Origin of the sequence: Azorhizobium oxalatiphilum (assembly GCF_014635325.1) — a bacterium.
Lineage (GTDB): Bacteria > Pseudomonadota > Alphaproteobacteria > Rhizobiales > Xanthobacteraceae > Azorhizobium > Azorhizobium oxalatiphilum.
This window is the reverse complement of the sequence record NZ_BMCT01000014.1, coordinates 54,690-75,561: the sequence shown is the minus strand read 5'-3', so window position 1 is coordinate 75,561 and position 20,872 is coordinate 54,690. Positions and strand designations below refer to the sequence as shown.

Annotated in this window: 21 protein-coding genes; 8 read left to right on the top strand and 13 right to left on the bottom strand. The window is 67.5% G+C overall.

The features are described from left to right. Positions 1-115: 115 nt before the first annotated feature. The 3 genes from IEW24_RS28090 to IEW24_RS28080 all read left to right on the top strand — a co-directional run bounded on the left by IEW24_RS28090 (position 116) and on the right by IEW24_RS28080 (position 2,742). Complete coding sequence (locus tag IEW24_RS28090) at positions 116-1,063, top strand: carbohydrate ABC transporter permease (RefSeq protein WP_188584231.1); 948 nt, start codon at positions 116-118, stop codon at positions 1,061-1,063. A gap of 137 nt (positions 1,064-1,200) precedes the next feature. Next, on the top strand, positions 1,201-2,046 hold the full coding sequence (locus tag IEW24_RS28085) for a carbohydrate ABC transporter permease (RefSeq protein WP_244644718.1): 846 nt from the start codon (positions 1,201-1,203) through the stop codon (positions 2,044-2,046). Positions 2,047-2,196: 150 nt separating this feature from the next. Next, positions 2,197-2,742: a TIGR00645 family protein gene (locus IEW24_RS28080; RefSeq protein WP_188584230.1), complete on the top strand. Its 546-nt coding sequence runs from the start codon at positions 2,197-2,199 to the stop codon at positions 2,740-2,742. A gap of 182 nt (positions 2,743-2,924) precedes the next feature. Here the strand turns inward: IEW24_RS28080 and IEW24_RS28075 are convergent, their stop codons facing one another. From IEW24_RS28075 to IEW24_RS28040, 8 genes are all read right to left on the bottom strand, one after another. Further along, entirely contained in the window at positions 2,925-3,227 is a 303-nt protein-coding gene (locus IEW24_RS28075; protein ID WP_188584229.1) for an STAS domain-containing protein, read from the bottom strand. 191 nt (positions 3,228-3,418) lie between these two features. After that, positions 3,419-5,044, bottom strand: a complete 1,626-nt coding sequence (locus IEW24_RS28070) for a Na/Pi symporter (protein WP_188584228.1) — start codon at positions 5,042-5,044, stop codon at positions 3,419-3,421. Positions 5,045-5,125: 81 nt separating this feature from the next. Beyond that, a complete protein-coding gene (locus tag IEW24_RS28065; protein ID WP_188584227.1) occupies positions 5,126-5,575 on the bottom strand; it encodes an ATP-binding protein in 450 nt (149 codons plus the stop codon). A 206-nt stretch (positions 5,576-5,781) separates the two neighbouring features. Then, positions 5,782-6,969, bottom strand: coding sequence for an alanine racemase (locus IEW24_RS28060; RefSeq protein WP_188584226.1), 1,188 nt, complete (start codon positions 6,967-6,969; stop codon positions 5,782-5,784). Then, a complete protein-coding gene (locus tag IEW24_RS28055; protein ID WP_188584225.1) occupies positions 6,944-7,609 on the bottom strand; it encodes a GNAT family N-acetyltransferase in 666 nt (221 codons plus the stop codon). The genes IEW24_RS28060 and IEW24_RS28055 overlap by 26 nt, the downstream gene beginning before the upstream one ends. A 10-nt stretch (positions 7,610-7,619) precedes the next feature. After that, a complete protein-coding gene (locus IEW24_RS28050) occupies positions 7,620-8,642 on the bottom strand; it encodes an ABC transporter substrate-binding protein (protein WP_188584224.1) in 1,023 nt (340 codons plus the stop codon). Next, positions 8,639-10,597, bottom strand: a complete 1,959-nt coding sequence (locus IEW24_RS28045; protein ID WP_188584223.1) for an MFS transporter — start codon at positions 10,595-10,597, stop codon at positions 8,639-8,641. The genes IEW24_RS28050 and IEW24_RS28045 overlap by 4 nt, the downstream gene beginning before the upstream one ends. After that, complete coding sequence (locus tag IEW24_RS28040; protein ID WP_188584222.1) at positions 10,597-11,259, bottom strand: hypothetical protein; 663 nt, start codon at positions 11,257-11,259, stop codon at positions 10,597-10,599. Before IEW24_RS28040 ends, IEW24_RS28045 begins: the two co-directional genes overlap by 1 nt. 159 nt (positions 11,260-11,418) lie before the next feature. On the opposite strand from IEW24_RS28040, the gene IEW24_RS28035 reads away from it, so the two are divergent. Genes IEW24_RS28035 through IEW24_RS28025 form a run of 3 tightly spaced genes read left to right on the top strand, consistent with a single transcriptional unit; the run spans position 11,419 to position 15,033 of the window. Beyond that, a complete protein-coding gene (locus IEW24_RS28035) occupies positions 11,419-12,165 on the top strand; it encodes a hypothetical protein (protein ID WP_188584221.1) in 747 nt (248 codons plus the stop codon). Next, positions 12,152-12,997, top strand: a complete 846-nt coding sequence (locus IEW24_RS28030; protein WP_188584220.1) for a hypothetical protein — start codon at positions 12,152-12,154, stop codon at positions 12,995-12,997. The genes IEW24_RS28035 and IEW24_RS28030 overlap by 14 nt, the downstream gene beginning before the upstream one ends. After that, positions 12,997-15,033, top strand: coding sequence for a SpoIIE family protein phosphatase (locus IEW24_RS28025; protein WP_188584219.1), 2,037 nt, complete (start codon positions 12,997-12,999; stop codon positions 15,031-15,033). The genes IEW24_RS28030 and IEW24_RS28025 overlap by 1 nt, the downstream gene beginning before the upstream one ends. Positions 15,034-15,082: 49 nt before the next feature. Here IEW24_RS28025 and grxB read toward each other — a convergent pair whose 3' ends face one another. Together grxB and IEW24_RS28015 are read right to left on the bottom strand one after the other, a co-directional pair. Beyond that, positions 15,083-15,715 (bottom strand): glutaredoxin 2, encoded by a 633-nt coding sequence (grxB, locus tag IEW24_RS28020; protein ID WP_188584218.1) that lies wholly within the window; start codon positions 15,713-15,715, stop codon positions 15,083-15,085. Further along, complete coding sequence (locus IEW24_RS28015; protein WP_188584217.1) at positions 15,712-16,011, bottom strand: putative quinol monooxygenase; 300 nt, start codon at positions 16,009-16,011, stop codon at positions 15,712-15,714. The genes grxB and IEW24_RS28015 overlap by 4 nt, the downstream gene beginning before the upstream one ends. A gap of 113 nt (positions 16,012-16,124) precedes the next feature. Here IEW24_RS28015 and IEW24_RS28010 point away from each other — a divergent pair, with 113 nt between their 5' ends. Beyond that, a complete protein-coding gene (locus IEW24_RS28010; protein WP_188584216.1) occupies positions 16,125-16,736 on the top strand; it encodes a TetR/AcrR family transcriptional regulator in 612 nt (203 codons plus the stop codon). Positions 16,737-16,897: 161 nt separating this feature from the next. Next, the gene (locus tag IEW24_RS28005; RefSeq protein WP_188584215.1) at positions 16,898-18,100 is read left to right on the top strand and encodes an MFS transporter; all 1,203 of its coding nucleotides are present in this window, start codon (positions 16,898-16,900) and stop codon (positions 18,098-18,100) included. Positions 18,101-18,130: 30 nt separating this feature from the next. On the opposite strand, the gene IEW24_RS28000 is transcribed toward IEW24_RS28005, so the two are convergent. From IEW24_RS28000 to IEW24_RS27990, 3 genes are all read right to left on the bottom strand, one after another. Continuing rightward, on the bottom strand, positions 18,131-19,588 hold the full coding sequence (locus IEW24_RS28000; protein WP_188584214.1) for an FAD-binding oxidoreductase: 1,458 nt from the start codon (positions 19,586-19,588) through the stop codon (positions 18,131-18,133). A 162-nt stretch (positions 19,589-19,750) separates the two neighbouring features. Further along, complete coding sequence (gene sfsA, locus IEW24_RS27995; protein WP_188584213.1) at positions 19,751-20,464, bottom strand: DNA/RNA nuclease SfsA; 714 nt, start codon at positions 20,462-20,464, stop codon at positions 19,751-19,753. A 92-nt stretch (positions 20,465-20,556) separates the two neighbouring features. After that, positions 20,557-20,769: a Trm112 family protein gene (locus IEW24_RS27990; RefSeq protein ID WP_188584212.1), complete on the bottom strand. Its 213-nt coding sequence runs from the start codon at positions 20,767-20,769 to the stop codon at positions 20,557-20,559. Positions 20,770-20,872 lie beyond the last annotated feature (103 nt).

Here is a 20,872-nt window from a genome sequence, read left to right as displayed (position 1 = left end):
TCCTCTCGTAACCTGATGCTAAGCATTGGCTCAATTCAGGACAGGTGGCAAAGCTCGCCGCCCCCAAACGTCCCGACGCAAGCCCGCCTGAGGCGGCATTCGGAGATTTCGGTTCATGGCTGACATCGCGGCGCATCAGGCGTCACACAGCTCCTTCCGGTCCTGGCTCTCCCGGGTCGGACAGGGGCGCCACCTTCTGGGACTTCTGTTCCTCCTGCCGGCCGCGGTCTTCCTGCTGCTGTTCCTTACCTATCCGCTCGGTCTCGGCGTGTGGCTCGGCTTCACCGACACACGCATCGGCCGCGAGGGCGTCTTCATCGGGCTGGAGAACTACCAGTCGCTGTTCGATGACAGCGTGTTTCTGCTCTCGGTGTTCAACACCATTCTCTACACGGTCGGCGCCTCGATCCTGAAGTTCGCGCTCGGCCTGTGGCTGGCGCTGCTGCTGAACCAGAACCTGCCGTTCAAGTCCTTCTTCCGCGCCATCGTGCTGCTGCCGTGGGTGGTGCCCACCGTGCTCTCGGCCATCGCCTTCTGGTGGATCTTCGACGCGCAGTTCTCGGTGATCTCCTGGGCGCTGATCAAGCTCGGGCTCATTGATCACAACATCAACTTCCTCGGCGACACCACCAATGCGCGGGCCTCGGTGATCGCAGCCAATGTGTGGCGCGGCATCCCGTTCGTCGCCATCTCGCTGCTCGCCGGCCTGCAGACGATCCCGCAGTCGCTGCACGAGGCGGCAACGCTGGACGGTGCCACCGGCTGGCAGCGCTTCCGCTACATCACGCTGCCCATGCTCTCGCCGATCATCGCGGTGGTGATGACCTTCTCGGTGCTGTTCACCTTCACCGACTTCCAGCTCATCTATGTGCTGACGCGCGGCGGGCCGCTCAACGCCACCCATCTCATGGCCACCCTCTCCTTCCAGCGCGCCATTCCCGGCGGCCAGCTGGGCGAGGGCGCGGCCATCGCGGTGGCGATGATCCCCTTCCTGCTCTCGGCGATCCTGTTCTCCTACTTCGGCCTGCAGCGCCGCAAGTGGCAGCAGGGGGGAGGCGACTGATGACCTCCACCCATTCCGCCTCCTCCTCCCCCTCACGCGCGGGTGCCGCCATGACCGACAGCAGCCACGCCCCCGGCGCCGACACCGGCGCCGCCAAGCGCGCAAAGACGTCGGGCCTCACCGACGATTCCGCCGGCATGAGCTATCTGGACAGCCTGCCGCGCCGGCTCATCACCGTGATGCTGCCGCTGCTGGTGTTCGTGTTCGTGCTGCTGTTCCCGTTCTACTGGATGGCGATTACCGCCATTAAGCCGAACTACCAGCTCACCGATTACGCCAACTACTCGCCGCTCTGGGTGGTGGGGCCGACTCTCGACCACATCAAGTATCTCCTATTCGAAACCACCTATCCCTACTGGCTGTGGAACACGCTCTATGTGTCCTTCGCCGCCACCGCCATCTCGCTGGTGGCCTCGGTGTTCGCGGCCTATGCCATCGAGCGGCTGCGCTTCAAGGGCTCGCGCTGGGTGGGGCTGGGCATCTTCCTGGCTTATCTGGTGCCGCCCTCCATCCTGTTCATCCCGCTGGCGCTGATGGTGTTCAAGCTCGGCATCTATGACTCGAAGCTGGCGCTCATCTTCACCTATCCCACCTTCCTCGTGCCCTTCTCCACCTGGCTGCTGATGGGCTATTTCCGCTCCATCCCCTACGAGCTGGAGGAATGCGCGCTGGTGGACGGCGCCTCGCGCTGGCAGATCCTGATCAAGGTGCTGCTGCCGCTTTCCATCCCCGGCCTCATCTCGGCGGGCATCTTCTCCTTCACCCTGTCCTGGAACGAGTTCATCTACGCGCTGACCTTCATCCAGTCCTCGGAGAACAAGACGGTGCCGGTGGGCGTGCTCACCGAACTGGTGCGGTCCGACGTCTATGAATGGGGATCGCTCATGGCTGGCGCGCTCATCGGCTCGCTGCCGGTGGTGATCCTCTATTCCTTCTTCGTGGACTATTACGTCTCGTCCATGACCGGCGCGGTGAAGGAATAGGCGCGCTTGAACGTGCCGCGGGCGGCCGTGAGCCGCCCGTCATCCCGGACTTCCTGCTGACGTCACGCTGACATTGCGCTGCAATATGCTAAGGAAAGGCAGCAACTGCCGATACGGCAGCCATAATCATGCACGCAAGGGAAGACATTGATGCTGGAGCGGCTCATCGAGGGCACATTGTTCCGCAGCCGCTGGCTGATGGCCCCGTTTTATCTCGGCCTCGTGGTGTCAATGTTCGTGCTGCTGGTGAAGTTCGGCCGCGAGCTGATCCACTTTGTCAGCATCTCGCTCACCGCCACCGAGAGCGACGTCATCCTTGGCATCCTGTCGCTGGTGGACCTGACGCTGACCGGCAATCTCGTGCTGATCGTCATCTTCTCGGGCTATGAGAACTTCGTCTCGAAGATCGACCCCGAGGGCCATCCCGACTGGCCGGAGTGGATGACCAAGGTGGACTTCACGGGCCTCAAGCAGAAGCTGCTGGCCTCCATCGTCGCCATCTCGGCCATCTCGCTGCTGAAGGCCTTCATGAACCTCGGCCCGGATACCAACCAGACCAACATGACCTGGCTGGTGATCATCCATGTGGTGTTCGTGGGATCGAGCCTGATCCTCGCCCTCTCCGACAAACTGGGCGACGGCAAGGTGCACGACAACAAGGTGCAGGGCGGCAAGGTGGAAGCCAAGAGCCACTAAGGCCAGGAACCACTGGAGCAGACGCATCTCCCGGCTCGCACGGCGGACCGGGAGACATGCCGGGCATCTGCCATACGTCGGGCCTACGTTCAGCGCATAGGGGTGCAGCCACCGGCGGCATCACCCCGGCTCACAGAAAAGGCCGCCCGTTTTTCAGCGGGCGGCCTTTTGCGTTCAGAAACTCAGCTGATCTCGAACAGGGCCGAGAAGCCGGAGATGTCGAACACCTCCTGGATCTGCGGCTGCAGCGTGCGCAGGCGCAGCTTGCGCTTGTGCGGGCTCATGGCCTTGCCGGCCACCAGCAGCGCGCGCAGGCCCGAGGACGACACATAGTCGACGCCAGCCATGTCCACCACGATGGCGCCATTGGAAGCCTTCACGGCATCCAGCAGCTTGCCCTCGAACGGCTTGGCATTGAGCGTGTCGAGCCGGCCGCTCACCTTGAGCACCGTGTCCTCACCGCTGGCTTCGGTCTCGATCTGCATGCACCCGTCCCTCATGCCTCTGGCGCGGGCCGGCTTCGCCGCGCACGTGGCTCACTCTAGAGCACGTCCAGCCGGATTGCATCGCCATCCGAGTGGTAAAACGTTCTCTCACAACATGTTAGAGGCGGTCCTTCCGATCGGGTCATTCCATCGACCGGATTCGGCTCTGCCCCGCGGCCATCCTGCCCGTATCACGATGTGAGGGAACTGGACTGCCACTCCGGCGGATTATCCTCATTCGCGCGGGCACGCAACGCCAGGCACAGCCGCCGCACCAGCCACAGCGCGCGCTCGAACAGGCTGGTGGCCCGCATCAGCGCCCGCGCTTCCTCGCCTCCACCGGCGCAGGAGGTCGCCAGATCCCGCCGGATGCGATCAAGCAATTCACTGCGATCGGAAGTCAGCGTGTCCAGCACGTCGAGATCCAGCTCCATGCTTTCGCCCGGCATGGCGTCGCTCAGCACCAGCAGCACGGCACGGAGCGATTCGGAGAGGTTGAAGACCAGCGGCGGTGGGGGCCGGAAGCCATCCACCACCATGCCGAACTCGTGCAGCGTCTCCTGCAGTGCCCGCACCAGTTCCACCTGCGCCTGCGCCCGCAGCGCCAGATCGAGATCGGTGCGCGTCAGGCGCTGATCGATCAGCTCGGTGAGGAAGCGGTCGGTGGCCGCCGAGATGGCCTGCGCGCCCTTCCAGGCTGCCAGCCGGGCCGGCTTCTCGCCGCCATCCTGCCGGTCGAGATCGGGCAGGATGGCGGGAAGCTGCGTCACCAGCCGCGCCGTCTCGCGGGTCACGAGGTCCAGCGCGGTGGGGGGATCGCGCACCGCCTGATCATGAATGAAGTGCGGTCGTGAAAGGCGGTCCTCCTGCGAGGGCGGGCTGAAGCGCACCGCCAGCCTTTCGCTCAGTTTCACCAACGCCACCACCACCAGCGCCCCCGAAAGCTGGAGCGCAAGGAAGACGATGGACAGCACGAAGGCCGGCTCGCCGCCCCCCAGATGGCCGAGCCATTGATTGAGGTTCACGCCCGACAGCATCGCCGCCACCGCCGTGAGCCCCACCATCAGGCAGCCGAGCGCTTTGACCTGAATGGCGGCATGGCAGAGCTGCCGCCCCTCGCCCTTCATGTCGCCGGCAGAAATCAGCGTCGCGAGGCCGGAGCCCAGATTGGCGCCGATGACGAGGAACATGCCGTCCTCCAGCCCCATCACCCGCGCCTGCACCACCGCCACCGCCAGAATGGTGGGTGTGGAGGCGGACTGGGTGACGAGCGCCAGCAGGCAGCCGAGAATGAAGCCCCGCGTCGGTGTGAGCAGGCTGCCCACCGCCTGCGCCGCCGCCGCAAGATCCAGTTCCTGCGGCGCGCTCTTGATGAAGTCGAGCCCGAGGAACAGCAGCGCGAGGCCAAGCATCACGCCCATCCAGTCGCGCCAGCCCGCCCTTTTGTCCATGCGAAGATGGAAGGCGAGACCCACCAGCCCCACCAGATAGAACACCGCCACCTTCAGATTGACGCTGGCGATGAAGACGAGTGCCGAGGTGCCCACATTGGCACCCGCCACCACCGGGATCGCCTGCCGGGTCTGGAACACGCCGCCGCGCACGAGGTTGGCGGCGATGAGCGTCACCGCATTGCTGGATTGGGTGACGGCGCCCGCCACCGCCCCGCACAGGAAGGCGCTCACCCGCGAGACGGTCGCCGCCCGCAGCAGGCGCCGCACCTCGCGCCCCATGGCATGCTGCAGATGCGCGCCCATGAGCTTGAGGCCCACGAACAGGAGGCCCAGACCGGCCAGAAGCTCAGCGAAGATCGACACGTTTTCAGGAACTCACGAGAAGACGGGCACCACGACTGCGAGCGATAGGCACGCAGCATGACAGTTGGGTGACAGCCGGCTCTAGTCCTCGCCCATCGGCGCAGCCACCAGCGTGAACAGATTGACGTCGCCGGCCCGCTCATAGGCCAGATCGGTCAGGAAGTGCCGCATGAGCTGCACGCCGTGGCCACCGATGCGGGCGCTATCGACCGACTCCGCCACTTCCGGCTCGGCCACGGACAGGGGATCGAAGGCGATGCCATTGTCCACGATGCGCAGGCCCGCATGGCCCTCCGGCAGGCGGAAATAATCGACCCGGATGCGGGGCGCCTGCGGCAGCCCCTCGAAGCCGTAGGAAATGACGTTGGTGAGCGCTTCCTCCAGGCTGAGGTCTAGCCCGAAACGCATGCGGTCGGTCCAGCCATCGCGCTCGGCAAGGCCGGCGAGCCATTCCGCGACACGGGGCAGGTCCTCGATGGAGGCGTCCACATCCACGCTGTCGGTGGGGGTGAGATCGTGCGGTGGGATCATGGCGCCTCAACCCGCCCGGCGGGACGCAGCCCGGCGCAACGCCGCGACGTCAGCATGTAAGCCTCCCCCGAACCACAACGCGCTGTACCCGCCCGGGAGCGAACGCGCGCCACGGGACAGGCAAGCTATATCGGTCTTTTGCCCGCCGGCAAAGGAGAGAGGAGCCCACCCACAACCTGCCGCCTTGCCCTCCGGCAGGCCGCACCTCACGCCGCGTCCCCCGCCGCTTTCCCCTGCTCCAGCACGCCGTGCCCAGCCGGCCGGGCGACCGGCGTCGCCTCGCTGTCACGATAGATGCGGTGTGCGCGATGGGCGGTCGGCACCATCAGCGCGTTGGGGGCGATGCCTGCCGCCGCCGCCAGCCGATCCACCGGCGCATCCGGCCCATAAAACTCCACCCGGGCACCGGGACGGACGCTGCCCTCCGGCAGATGGGTCACGTCCACGGTCATGAGATTCATTGCGACGCCGCCGACGATGGGCGCCGGCCGACCGCCAATCCGGACATGGGCCTGATGGCGAAACGAGAAGGGAATGCCGTCGCCATAACCCGCCGCCACATGGGCCAGCCGACTAGGGCGCGGCGTGCGGTAGACGCCGCCATAGCCCACCTCGACTCCCGCCCGCACATCCATCACCCGCAGGATGGGGGCGGTGAGGCGCGCGGCGAAGGTGATGGGCTGCGGCCGGGCGGGCGTGGTTTCCACGCCATAGATGGCGCTGCCCACGCGGGCGAGCGCGCAGTGCCGGCTGCTGTCACCGAACACGCCGGCTGAGGCGCAGAAGCTCAGGGGGGCCGCCGGCAGAACGGAGGACCAGGACCGGAACCGCCGCCACTGCTGGACATTGCGATGGGCGAATGGATCGGCGAAGCGTGCGAGATGGGTCACATAGGCTGCCACCCTGAGGCCGGCGAAGGCATCCGCCTCATCGCGCAACCGCCGCACGTCGCCCAGCGTCAGGCCGAGCCGCGTCAGGCCGGTGTCGAATTGCAGCGCCACGTCGAACGGGCCGCGTCGGGCGGCTTCGGCGCGCGCCATCGGCAGCTCGGCCGCATCCACCAGCACCGGAACCAGAGCGTTGGCGCGGAACTCGGCGACGGGTGCACCGGCAAGACCATGCAGTACGAAGACGCGGGCTTCCGGCAACAGGGCCCGGATTTCGAGGCCCTCCTCGAAACTCACCACCCAGAAGTCGCGGCAGCCCAGGGAGGCCAGCAACGGCACGATGCGGGAAGCCCCGAAGCCATACGCATCCTGCTTGACCACGGCGCCGACGGAGTGGCCCGTAAAGGTGTCCCGCACCATCCGCCAGTTGCGGCGTATCGCCCCGAGATCGATCTCGAGCACCGTCCGGTCACTGACCGCCTCAAGTCCCTCGTTGACCGGATACATAGAGAATCGCTGCCCCTTCATCCCCATGCCGGGCGGCGGTACCCCACCATCCGTCCGCCAGCAGCGCCATCTGTTGCCCGCTATCATCGGGCAGCACCAGCCGGGTCGCTTCCGGCACGATACTGCTTCCATCGCGGACCATCAGATAGCGCAGATGCCCTCCGTAATAAGGCACCAGCGCCCGAATGGCGAAACCTTCCGCAAGAAGATTGATCCAGCTGGCCGGATTGGCCGGGGCCGAAGTGGCAAACAGGATATCGCCGGGGCGGGCAAGCCCCACGCGAGCGGCGATCAGCGCTCGCTGCAGCCCCCGGCCCCGATAGGCGGACGCCACCGAGGCGCCGGCCAGCTTGGCCACGCTTGCGTCGGCGGGGGCCCCGATATGCGGGCGAGGATCGTCATAGGCAGGCAGGTCGCGCTGGAGCACGCCATAGGCCACCAGTTCGCCGGCATCGAACACACCTTGCATCTGGCCACGCCCGTCGAGAATCCCGGCGAAGAAGTCGCGGCTCTCCGGCTTCACCACCTCCGGCCGGATCGCCTCGCCGATCGCGGCGCGGTGCAGGGCGTAGATGATGTCGAGATCGGCCGGGACGAGCGCCCGCCAGTCGAGAGGCCGATCGGCCGGGGCTGAACTCATGGGACGATGCTCACCCAGTGACCAGTTCGGCATAGTTCAGCATGGCGATGGGCGGATAAATGCCCAGCGATTTGGCGATGCGCATGTTGATGATGAGCGAGAAGCGCTTCAGCGTCTCGATGGGGATGGTGCCCGGCGCCCGGCCGTTGACCAGAATCTCCACCGCCTTGGTTCCGGCAAGCTGCCCCACCGAATAATAGCGGCTGACCAGCCCCACCAGTGCCCCGCCCTCGCGGATGGCCAGTTCCGCCGCGCCGAAGGTGGGCAGGCCGGCGGCTGCGGCGGCCGGTGTCACCCGGTCGTAGATGGTGCCGAGGAAGGTGTCCGGCAGCAGATAGAGCCAATCCGCCTTATCGGTGCGCAGCTGGCGGACCATCTCCTCCACGCCTTCCGCCGTGGGGCGGCCGTTGGCGTCATTCTTGAAGGGACGGGCGAGCACCTTGGCGCCGATCCCGTCGCAGAAGGTTTTCACCTCGCGGACGATCACGTCCGAATTCTGCTCGGAGGTGGAATAGAGGATGCCGACCGTGGAGAAATCCATGAAGGACTGCATGGCCTTCATCTGCACGTCGGTGGGCACCACATGCACCGAACCGGTGACGTTCCGGCCGGGCTCGGCGAGGCTCGGCGCGATGCGCGCCTGCACCGGGGCCGCCACCAGCGCGAACACCACGGGGATGTTGCGGATGAACTTCGGATCGGCGGAATCATAGGGGCCGACCACGCCCAGAGTCACCGGCGTGCCCCAGGTGTAGATCAGGTCCGGCTTCAGCGTGTCGAGGTCTGCGATCAGCCCCGGCAGGTTGGTGATATCGCGCTTACAGTCGCGGGAGACGATCTCGGTCTTCAGGCCGGCGCTGTCGAGCAGATCACGGAAACCGCGCTCCACCTCGGTCTCGCCGCGGAAGGTGAGCATCAGGATCTTGAAGGTCTTGTCCGGCGCGGCGAAGACGCCGCGCGGCAGAGACAGGGCCGCACCGGCACCAAGGCCGAGCGACAGCAGGGACCGGCGATCGAGCATGGGCTTGGTCATGGTACCGACGCCTCGTTGGAAACGGATGTGCGCCGGGATGCCGCCCGGCCGGACAGGATGAAGGCCGCCGCTCCGAAGATCACTAGGCCACCAACCGTCATCATGGAAGTTACGAATCCTACACTTCCCAAAAGTAAGCCCGCGGCAGCCGGTCCCACAGCATTGCCGGAGCGCTCCACCAGCCGGAACAGGCCGAGCACGGCGGCCGAGCGCCCGCCCGGCACATGGCGGGCACTGTCGGCCACCAGAGCCGACTGGGGGGCGATGGACATGGCCTGCCCAATCCCCAGCACCGCCAGCACGGCAGCCAGGGTCACCGGCGAGGTGCCGAAAGCAACCAAAAGCGCCCCCGCCCCCGCCAGCAGACCGCCCGCCGCCACGAAGCCGGAGCGTGCCGAGAAGCGATCCGCCAGCGCGGCGAACAGCGGCACCGCCAGCACCATGATGACCGGATAGATCATCTGCAGCCGGCCCACCGCCGCCGAGGAGAAGCCCTCGCGCTGCAGCTCCACCGGGATCAGATAGAAGCAGAAGGCGGCCAGGATGAACTTGGCCGGGAAGGCGCAGCCGAACAGCAGCGCGGCGAGGCGCGGCGCCAGTATGGCCGCCTTGAGGTCGCTCGGCGCCAGCCCAATCGCGCCCACCCGGCGCTCCGAGGCAGGAAGGCTCAGGGCGGCCAGCACCATGGCAAGACCGGCAAGACCGGCGGAGAACAGGAAGGCCACCTCGCCTCCCAGCCGGTCGCTGATCACGCCGCCGATGGGCGGCCCGCACAGCGCCGCCACCATGATCGCCCGCACGAACACCGCCAGCCCCTCCGCCCGCTCATGGGGGGCGGAACGGTCCACCACATGGCCCTGCGCGGAGACGAACACCAGCGCATAGCCCACCGCCGACAGTGCGCGGGCGGCGAGGAAGAGGAAATAGTTGCCGGTCAGCGCGGACAGGACATAGCCGCAGGCCGCCAGCGCCGCACCCGCCATGAAACCGTTGCGCCGCCCGATACGCTCGGACAGGGCCGCGAACGGCAGCTGGCAAAGCGCCACAGCCGCCATGAAGGCGACGATGGGCAGGCTGATGGCGATATCCGGGCCGAAGGGCAGACTGGGCGAGGCCAGCATCTGCACGTAGCGCGGCAGGAACGGGCGGGTGAGTTCCTCTGCCAGCATGAACAGGAACAGCGCCGGGCGCACCACCGCCGCGGCCTGGTTGCCGACGATATGGACCGCACCGAGCCCGGTCTTCGACGCCACGGCATCGAGAGCCTCCAGCGCATGCGCATCCCCCTGCCGCTGCGCCTCGGCGCGGGCAAAGGCATGGCGGGTGGCGAGCGCGTCGAGCTGCCGGTCGATGGGCGCCACCAGCCGGTCGGCGGCGATGACGTCGTGGCGCACCAGCCGCCCGCGCGCCAGATCGCGGATCCGGGCTTCGACACCGGCCAGCACGCTCACCGCCCGCGCGCCCACCACCAGCGCCACCAGTTCCAGCGCAATCAGCAGCGCCACCACACCGATGAAGGCGACGTCGATCAGCACCGCCGCCACCTGCGCGTTGATGGAAGACGGGTCGATATAGATCACCACGTCGGCGACGGTGGCGCCGGTATCCAGCGTCACAGGCACCCGTACCTGCGGCCAGTTCACATCCTGTGCCGAGCCGGAGCGGAACAGCACCTCGTTGCCGCGCACCAGCCTGATGTCGGCCAGTTCCGCATTCTGAAGGCGCAGATCATCGAAATAGGCCGGCACCCCGGCCAGCTTCTCCGGCGGAATACCCGCCTCCACCGCCGTCTCGACCAGCGCGGCAGCAGAGCGGCCCACGGATTCAGCCTTGGCGAGGATGGTGGGAACGATGGTACGCACCGCCGCCCGTTGCGCGCCCCAGCCGATCATGCCGAGCGCCACGCACAGAATGACGATGATCGCGGCCGATATGCCGCCCCGCAGCCCGATCATCAGAATCCCCGGTTGGCGCTGGCATGGCCCGTGAGGGCGGCGGCATGGGCGGCATCCACACTGGCAAGGGCCGCCCGGGCGGCCTCCGGCCACTGGTTCGGATCTGCCGCCCGCCGCAGCGAGCGGCGCAGAGCGGCGGCCAGCAGAAGCCCCACGGCGATGGTGGCCACCGCCGCCGCCGCCAGCGTCGGGATGGCGATGGCCCGCAGGTCGTCGGCCAGCGCCTTCGCGCCCTGGGCGAGAATCACCGGATCGTAATGAACGATCACCCGGCCGATGCGGGCTTCGAGGTCATTTTCCATGACACGCGACACGCTGTCGGGCGGCCGGGCCATTTCGTCGCGCCCGACGCGGGCAGGATCCGAGCTGAACAGCACCCGGCCGCGCTCGTCGGTCACGTCGATGGCGCGGACGGCAGGATCGATTCGCGCTTCCCGGCGCACCAGCTCGGTCAGCGTCTGCTGGGCGGCCAGCGCGATACCGAGGCTGCTGGCCAGTTCGCCCGTGGAGCTGATGCGCTGCGCGGTGATGGCAAAGCGCGCTTCAACCGCTGTCCGGTTGGCGGTCAGCAGCGTCGCGTAAGCGAAATAAGCGCCAAACGCCACGCAGGCGGCGGCGATCATGGCGAACAGCGAGATGAGGACAACGGTCGTACGGGTCATATCGGCGAGGCTCGGCGGGCGTCCCACTGTGTCAGGCGCCAGTTACGATGAAAAGCACATTGGTGCGCAGATGATTTTTCTCTTGCGGCCGGTTTTTGCTCTGGTTAGCGGTGACACGGGCCGTTAACGTCCGCCCTGCCCGCCTAATATTGTCTGATCATGACTTTCGTCAGTCGCCTTGCCCTGGTCCTCGCCATTGCCCTGCTCGCAACCCTGTTGGCGGTTGCCGCGGGAGCCTTTGTCGCGAGCCAGAAGGTCGCCGCGGAAATCGAGCGCGCCCGGGTGTCACACCTGCTCGGCAGCCTGCGCGGCGCCACCGAAGCGAATCTCGCCATCGGTCTGACGCTGGACCAACTGTCCGCCTTGCAGGCCCGCATCGAGCGCGAGACCGGCGCCGATCCCTCCGTGCAGGCCATCGACGTGTTCAACAGCCAGGGCCGCTCCGTCTACAGCACCGACCGTGGCGCCGTGGGCGAGGATGTCCCCGCCCCCTGGATGGCCCAGATTCGCAGTGACGGCATCTGGTCGGTGCCGGGCAACGGCGAAATCATCTATCTCACCCGCTTTGACAACGACCTCGGCTTTGCCGGCGGGGTCGCCGTCTCCGTCACCGACAGTGAAGGGGTGGCACGCAACGAACGCCTGCTGTTCGACCTCTCCGGGCGAACACTGGCTTTCATCGTCGCCGCCATCGCGGTGGCTATCGGCCTTGTCCTGGCCTTCGCTGCGGTGATGACCAGCCCGTTCCGGCGGGTGACGCGCATCCTGCGTGGTGAGGAGAACCCGCAGGCACCAGCACCGGGCCTCACCCAGCTCTCCGTGCAGGCCCGCCGCACCTGGATTCGCAGCGAGGAACGCATCGACGCCGGCCTCAAGCAGCTGGAGGCCCTCGATGACAGCATCTGACGGCCCCGTGCGCGGCCGCGCACGGCTGGCTACCGGCCTGTTCGCCTTCCTCGTCACCCTTCTGGTGGGCGGCGGGGGTGGCATGCTGCTGGTGGCGGAATTCAAGGCCAATGTTGAAAACGCCGCGCGCCGGGACGTGTCCGTCATCGGCGGCTCGCTCGCCCGCTCGCTGTCCACCCAGTTCGAGAAGGCGGCGCGCTACGGCATTCCGCTGAAGCTCATCCCCGGCGTCGAGGCCTATCTGTCGCAGACCCTGAATCAGACCCCCGGCATCGCCCGCATCGTGGTGCGCGGGCCGGACGGACGCGAGGTGCGCAGCGCTGTGGGCCCCCTCACCGGCACTGATACGGTGAGCGCGCCCATCAGCGTGGATGGCCTCGCCGTCGGACAGGTGGACGTGACCACCAGCCCAATCGCCTTCAGCGGCGCCTTCCAGGCCATGGAGTTGCAGGTAGCGGCTGCCGCCTTCGTCTGTGCCGTGCTGGCCGGTATCATCTCCGGCTACGTGGCCGGTGGTTCGCTGGACCGCCGTCGCCGCCGGCTCGCCACGGCATTGGCCCACAATGCGGCCGGCGAGCTGGATGCCGGACCTCCCAATGCCGCCATCGGCCGTTCGCCGGTGGCTCAGGCTTTCGATGCCCTGTCTCGCGGCACCCGCCGGGTGAGCGACAAATGGGCCGCGTTCCAGGCCTATGCGGAGGAACTGCTGGCGGTGGATTTCGATGGTCGCCTGCGCCCCGAGGTCGAACGCATCCGCCGCGAGGCCATGCCGCGCGATGCCGCGCCGCGTGAAGCCACCGTGCGTGTCAACCAGAGCGAGCGGGGCGCCTGATGCAGTTGCGGACTCGCATCACGCTTCTGGTGGCGGCCGGTTTCCTGCTGCTGCTCTGCTGCTTCGCCGGCCTGCTGGTGGTGCGCGAGCGGATGGAGGAGGAGCGCCTCTCCAACGTGGTCATCCTCGGCCAGACCGCGCTCTGGCGCGAGATCGTGGCCGTGCAGGCCAGCGCGCTGGAGAAGAGCCTCGACGCGCTGGCCGCGGCAGGCGCCCTGCCCGAGAACGACCGCCCCGCCATCGCCAATGCCCTCGCCCGGCTCGACATCTTCGCCAGCGGCCTGCCGGCGGTGTTCGAGGTGGTGGCGGAGGACCGGGAAGTGCTGGCCTCTCGCGGCGTGCCCTCCGGGCGCGGGCTGCTGGATGCGGACAGCATGGACCGCGTGTTCGTGGGCGAGCGGATCTCCGGCCTGCGCCAGGTCTCAAGCAATCAGGTGCTGGTGGTGGCCGCCCGCCGCATCGCCTTTGCCGACGGGCAGGCCGGGGTGGCCATCCTCGGCCTCGATGCCAACGCCGCCGTGCGCGGCTTCGCCACCAGCATCGGTGCCACGGCCAGCCTCGTCACCCTGCGCGGCGTGCTCGCCACCACCACCAATGCGGACCTCTGGCGGGCCGCCAATCTCACCATTTCCCCGCGCCAGCCCCTGCGCGACACGCTCGCCCTCGACGGGCGCATCTATGGCGTCACCAGCATTCCGGTGCCGGACGTGAGCGGCAGCACCGTGGGCGCGCTGGTGAGCCTCGTGGACAATACCGAGGCCATGGCCAAGGCGCGGACCATCCGCCACTGGGGCATCGCCATCGGTATCGGACTGGCGGTACTCGGCATCGCCGGCCTCAACATGTTCCTCTGGTACAGCTTCAGGCCGCTGGAGCGTGCCATCGATGTGCTGCAGGCTCTGTCTCGCGGCGACACCTCGGTGACGCTGGAAAGCCAGGGCCGCGACGAGATCGGCCGCATCGCCGGGGCGGTGGTGGCCTTCCGCGCCAGCGTGCAGGCGCTGGCCGAGAGCCGCCGCCAGCGCGAGCGGGTGCGCCGCCGGCAGGAGGTGGTCATCTCCGCCGAGCTGCAGGCACTGGCCGACGCCATCGACCCCACAGACCGCGAGGAAGTGCTGGCCCTCCTCAACACCGACAGCGGCGCGGGCGAGGATGAACTGCGCCGTGTCGCGCGCGTGCTGCATGACCTGTCCCGCCGCATCGTGGAGCAGCACACCCGCCTGTCCGCCATGGTGGTGGAACTGCGCGAGGCCCTCGTCACCAAGACCAAACTGGCCGGCCTGCAGCAGGAACTGGAGATCGCCGCGCAGGTGCAGCTCGCCATCCTGCCCAAGGCCTTCCCACCCAATCCGCGCGTGGCCATCCACGGCCACATGACACCGGCCCGCGAGGTGGGTGGCGACTTCTACGATTATTTCCTCATCGACGAGAACACGCTCGGCTTCGTGGTGGCTGATGTCTCCGGCAAGGGCGTGCCGGCGGCCCTCTTCATGGCCATCTCGCGCACGCTGCTGCGCTCCACGGCGCTGTTCGAGCGCTCGCCCGCAACCAGCGTGCGGCGTCTCAACGACCTGCTGGCGCAGGAGAACGAGCAGATGCTGTTCGTGACCCTGTTCTACGGCGTCATCGACCTCGAAAGCGGCAAGGTCTCCTACGTCAACGCCGGCCACAACCTGCCCTATATGATCACGCAGGCCAACGAGGTCTCCATCGTGCCCGCCACGCGCGGCATGGCGGTGGCGGTCATGGAGGGCTTCGTCTATGCGGAAGGCGAACTCACGCTCTCGCCCGGCGACGCAATCTTCCTTTATACGGACGGCGTCACCGAAGCCTTCGACATCGACGAGGAAGTCTATGGCGACGCCCGCCTTGCCGATCTGCTGAAGCAGGGTGCGGCGGAGTGGAGCGTCACCGACACGCCCGAGCGGGTGCTGGAATCCATTCGCAAGTTCGAGCGTGGGGCGCCGCAGGCTGATGACATCACCTGCCTGACCCTGCGCTATTTCGGCGGCAGCAGCCGGCGCCACAAGAACTGAGTTCGGACGGCAGAGCGCCGGGCAGGATATCCCCGCCCGGCCTTCCGGATCAGATCGCCTGATCGAACAGCAGCGGCACGCCGCCTTCGCTTTCCAGCCGCTTCATGTAGACGAAGACCGGCGTCGGGAAGCTCACCCCCTTCACGATGGAAAGCGACCGCAGCAGCGGCCACAGCGTGATGTCGCTGAGCGACACCGCCGTGCGCCCCTCCAGCAGCGACGCCAGCGCCTCCAGCTTCGGGCCGAGTTCCGCGATGAAGCCCGGCGTGCCTGCCATCAGCGCCTCCAGATCGCCGAACGCCTTCTCCTCCCGCAGCCGATAGGCCTCACGGGCCTCCGGCGTGGCGAGTTCGGGGAAGTCGCCCTTGGTGAAGCGCGGAATGATCAGCTTCAGCAGCAGCGGCCAGGCGTCCTTGGCCCAGGCGTCCACCGCCTCATCCTTGCCAGCGAACAGGCGTTCACCCGACAGGCCATCCACGTAGGCGACAATGTCGAGGCTCTCGCCCATTGAGGTGCCGTCGTCCTTCTGCAGGATCGGCACCATCTTCTTGCCGACCAGCCGGGTGGGCGTTTCCACGTCGCCTTCCATGATGATGGCGAGGTCGAAGGGCTGCTTCTTCAGGCCAAACGCCAGCCGGGCGCGGGTGCAGAAGGGGCAGTGGTCATAGACGTAGAGCTTCACGCCCTACCCCCGGCCACGGCGCCGAGCATGATCACCTGTGACGATTCCACAAGGTCCGGCACCTGGCCGAACAGCGCGGTGATGTGCGGCGAGACGAGGTGGGCCTCCAGCAGTTCGCGGCTTTCCCATTCCTCGGTCCAGACGAAGCGGCGCGGCTCGTCGAGATCGCGGTTCAGCTGATAGCTGATGCAGCCCTTCTCCTTGTGGGTCGGGGCGATCACCCCCCGGAACAGCTCTTCCAGCTTCGCCTCGTTGCCGGGCTTGGCCACGAAGATCGCGACGACGGGTACGGTCATAGGAGCCTCCTGAGGAAACATATTACTGACGAGTAATATTATCGCATGATAGCCTTCCGGCACCGAGCCGCAAGGCTTGCATGCGGCCTCGCCAGGGAATGTGAGCGCAGGACATGACGGATGAAAGGCTGGATGCCGCAGCCAGAGAGGACAGCGCCACGAAAGGCGAGATGACCCGCGCGCGACTGCGGCGAGCGGCAACGAACGTATTCGCCCGCAACGGCTATCACGCCACCAAGGTCAGCGACATCGTGGCAGCGGCGGGGGTCACGCAGCCGACCTTCTACATCTATTGCGAGAGCAAGGAGGCGGCCTATGAGGCGCTGGTCGCCGCGTTCCGCGACAACCTGCGCCAGATCACGTTGACCAATCTGATCGATCCCGCCATCCCGCAGGCGGAGCTGGAAACGCGCGTGGCGCAGAGCTTCCACCGCTTCCTCGACTTCATGGCGCAGGACCGCGCGCTCACCGAGATCGGCTTCTTCCAGCCGCCGGGCTGCTCGCAGACCAAGGCGCTGATGGTGGACTGGGTGGCGGCCAACATCGCGCAGGAGCAGGCGGGCGGAGTGTTCCGCGCCGACATTCCGGCCGCCCACATCGCCCGCATGCTGGTGGGCCTGCTCGACCAGATGGGCCGCATGAACACCGACGCCGCCGGCCGGGGGGAACTGGCCCGGCACTGCGCCCGCCTGTTCTGCGGCGGGGTGGGGATGAGAACGGGCTGAGCGCCCGCGCGCGGCTCGCGCAAGGAGACATGCCGAAAAGGCAGACCTATGCGCATTTCCGCAGCGGACAAACACAGATAGTAAGAGATCTAAGGCCCGCGCCGTAACGGCGCCGTCGCTTCCTCGCCGGATCGGAAGCCGAAGGCCGCCCGGAGAACGCCGTGTCCGTCGCCGCCGCCCGCTTGTCCGCTCCGCCCCGCGAATCCACGACCATTGCCGCCGTAGGCACGGCCCATTTCACCAGCCACCTGCTGCAGCTCGCCTTCGCGCCCTTGTTCCTCACCATGCACGAGGAACTGGGCGTCTCCTTCACGGAGCTGGGGCTGATCCTCACCTGCTTCTATCTGGCCTCCGGCTCGGGACAGGTGCTGGCGGGCATCCTCGTGGACCGCTTCGGCGCCCATCGCCTGCTGCTGGGCGGCATGGTGCTGCACGCCGTCTCCATCGCCGCCATGGGCCTCGTGCCCAGCTACTGGATGCTGCTGCCGCTCGCGCTGCTCGCCGGCCTCGGCAATGCGGTCTACCACCCGGCGGACCTGTCCATCCTCAGTCATCGGATCCCGCAGGCACGGCTCGGCAAGGCCTTCGCCGTGCATGTGATGGCGGCCAGCATCGGCTTCGCGGTCTCTCCGCTGGCCTCGGGCGCCATCGCCCTCGCCTTCGGCTGGCGGGCGGCGCTCATGGGCATGGGCGGCATCGCCCTCCTCATCACCGTTGCGCTCTTCCTCATCCGCCCGGCGCTCCATACCCCGAGCCACGGCCATGTGACCGATGGTCCGCCGCCGCCCTCCTTCATGAAGGTGCTGCTCACCCCGGTGGTGATGCTGGCCTTTCTCTATTTCTTCCTCACCTCCATGGCACTGGTGGGCATCCAGAACTTCGCCATCGCCGCGTTGCAGGAGGGGTTCGCCATCTCGGTGGGCTTCGCCACCATGGCCATGACCGTCTACCAGCTCTCCACCGCCGCCGGTGTGATGATGGGCGGCTTCGTCGCCGACCGGGCCACCCACCACCACCGCGTGGCGATGACCGGCCTTGCCCTCTCGGCGGTTTTCGCCGCGCTCATCCCGCTCGGGCAGCAGCCCGCCTGGGCCACTGGCGGCTTGCTGGTGTGCATCGGCCTGTCGCTGGGCATCACCCTGCCGTCGCGCGACGTGCTGGTGCGCCGCACCGCCCCGAAGGGCGCCACGGGCAAGGTGTTCGGCGTGGTCTATTCGGGGTTCGATGTCGGTTCGCTGCTGGCACCGCTCATGTACGGCGCCATCATGGACCACCACATGCCGCGCATGCTCTTCCTGGCGGCGGCTGTGCCCTTCTGTCTGGCCATCGTCACCGCCATGGGCGTGCGGCAGCGGCGGGCGTGAGGCGAGGCCGCCTCACGCGGATGCGGTGCTTCACTCGCCCTTGGCGACCAGCATCTTGCCGGGATTCAGGAGGCCGGCGGGGTCGAGCGCGGCCTTGATCTGCGCCATCACGTCGAGGGCCACCGGGTCCTTGTAATGGACCAGTTCCTCGCGCTTCAGGAAGCCGATGCCGTGCTCGGCCGAAATCGAGCCGCCGTAGGACACCACGATGTCGTGGACGATGCGGTTGAAGGCTTCCCAGCTGTCCAGATAGGCCTGCTTGTCCATGCCCAGCGGCTGGCTGAGATTGAAGTGCACGTTGCCGTCGCCGATATGGCCGAAGGCGCAGGTGCGCAGGCCCGGCATGTGGGCCTCCACCGCCAGCGTCGCCTTCTCCACGAACTCGGCCACCTTGGAGACCGGCACCGAGACGTCGTGCTTGATGGAGCCGCCCTCGAACTTCTGGGCCTCCGAGAGATCCTCGCGCAGCTTCCACAGAGCCAGCGACTGCGCCTCGCTGGAGGCGATCACCGCATCCTCCACCTCGCCGGCCTCGAAGGCCTCGCCGAGCACGCCTTCCACCATGGCGCCGAGATCGTCGTCCTGCCGGGTGGAAGTGAGTTCCGCCAGCGCATAGAAAGCGTGCTGGCCCTGAAGCGCGCGCACCGCGCCGGGCATGTGCTTCAGCACCATCTCCATGCCCACGTCGGGCAGGAATTCGAAGCCGGTGAGCGTATCGCCCGCCACCGTGCGCAGACGGCGGAACAGGGCAAGCACCTGATGCACGTCGGTGACGCCGATCAGCGCGGTGGCGCGCTTGCGGGGCTTGGGATAGAGGCGCAGCACGGCGGCGGTGATGATGCCGAGCGTGCCTTCCGAGCCGATGAACAGGTTGCGCAGATCGTAGCCGGTATTGTCCTTGCGCAGGCGCGACAGGCCGTTCCAGATCCGTCCGTCCGCCAGCACCACTTCGAGGCCCAGCGCCAACTCGCGCGTATTGCCATAGCGCAGCACGGCGGTGCCGCCGGCATTGGTGGCGAGGTTGCCGCCGATCTGGCAGGTGCCCTCGGAGGCGATGGAGAGCGGGAACAGGCAATCCGCGTCAGCCGCCGCCTGCTGGATCTGGTGCAGGGTACAGCCGGCTTCCGCCGTGAGGGTCAGATCGGTGGCGTCGAGCGCGCGCACCTTGTTGAGCCGGTTGAGCGAGAGCAGCAGCGCGCCGAACGGCACCTGCCCGCCCACGAGGCCGGTGTTGCCGCCCTGCGGCACCAGCGGCACGCCCAGCTCGGCGCAGGTCTTCACCACGAAGGCCACGTCCTCGGTGTTGGCCGGCCGCACCACGGCGGGCGTCACGCCTTTGAAGAGGCCGCGCGGCTCCTCGAGATAGGCGTGCGTGTCGGCGTCCGCCGTCAGCACATAGGCCGCGCCGATGCGGGCGGTGATGGCTTCGAGAGCCGCCTGAAGGCGGTCGGCGGGCAGGAGAATGGGGCGTGGCGTGGTGCTCGACATGGCGCGGACACTGCCCCAGCCGCCCGCGCGCCGCAAGCGGGTTGAAAGGCACGTACGCCACCTTGGAAGGACTGCCGACAGGTTGACCGGCGGGGCCTTTCGCGAGCCGAAAAAGTCTTGAGCGAGCGGCCTGTCAGCCGGAAGATCTTTTTGGCTCGGCTTTCAACCGAGCATGGGAATGGTCCGCTCCACCTCAATGCCTTCCGCGTCGATGCGGCACACGAGGCCGATGGCTTCCACCCCCGCCGCATGGGCGAGGTCGAAGGCCCGGCCATAGGCGGGGTCGAGGTCGCGGGCGAGACGGATTTCCTGCGCGGAGGCGATCTGGCTCAGATAGACCATCACCGCCCGGTGGCCCGCCTTAACTTCCGCCGCCAGTTCGCCGAGGTGCTTGGCCCCGCGCGCCGTGGCGCAATCGGGAAACTCGGCCACGCCCGGCGCGCGCATGAGATGGACGTTCTTCACCTCCACGAAGCAGGGCGGGCGGGCCTCGTCCTCCAGCAGAATGTCGATGCGGCTGTTGACGCCATATTTCACCTCGCGTCGCATGCGGGCATAGCCGGAAAGCTCCGGCACCAGACCGCTCGCGATGGCATCCGCCACCAGCGCGTTGGGGTGCATGGTGTTCACCCCCACCAGCTCGGGACCAGCGCCGAAATCCGCCTCCACCAGTTCCCAACCGAACGGCAGCTTGCGGCCCGCGCCCGCCTTGTCGGCGAGCCAGACGCGAGCGCCGGGCGTCATCAGCCCCAGCATGGCGCCGGAATTGGCCACATGAACGGTGACTTCACGCCCATCGGGCAGCACCACATCGGCGAGGAAGCGCTTGTAGCGGCGCACGAGGGTTGCGGGGACGAGGGGGGTCGGAAAGCGCATGGCCGGGCTCTAGTTCGGACCGGCCCGGCTGTCGAGAGGCGATAGTACGGCCGGGTGCGCCCGCCCCACGCGGGACGGCGAGGCCGCAGGCCTCAGCGCTTCAGTTCGCTGTCGTCCAGCCGGCGGGCCTCGTCGGCCAGCATGATCGGAATGCCGTCGCGGATGGGATAGGCGAGACGGGCGGAGCGCGAGACCAGCTCCTGCCGGCTGCGATCATAATCCAGCGGGCCCTTGGTGATGGGGCACACCAGAATCTCCAGCAGCTTGGGATCGACCTCATGGCCGGGGCGCTGGGTATTGGGCATCGTCTGTCCTCGTGGCGCGGCGCGCGACGCGCCGGGTTCGGCCGGCACCATATCCACCCCGCCGGACGGCTCCAAGCGCCTTTCCGGCATAGCGTATATTCGC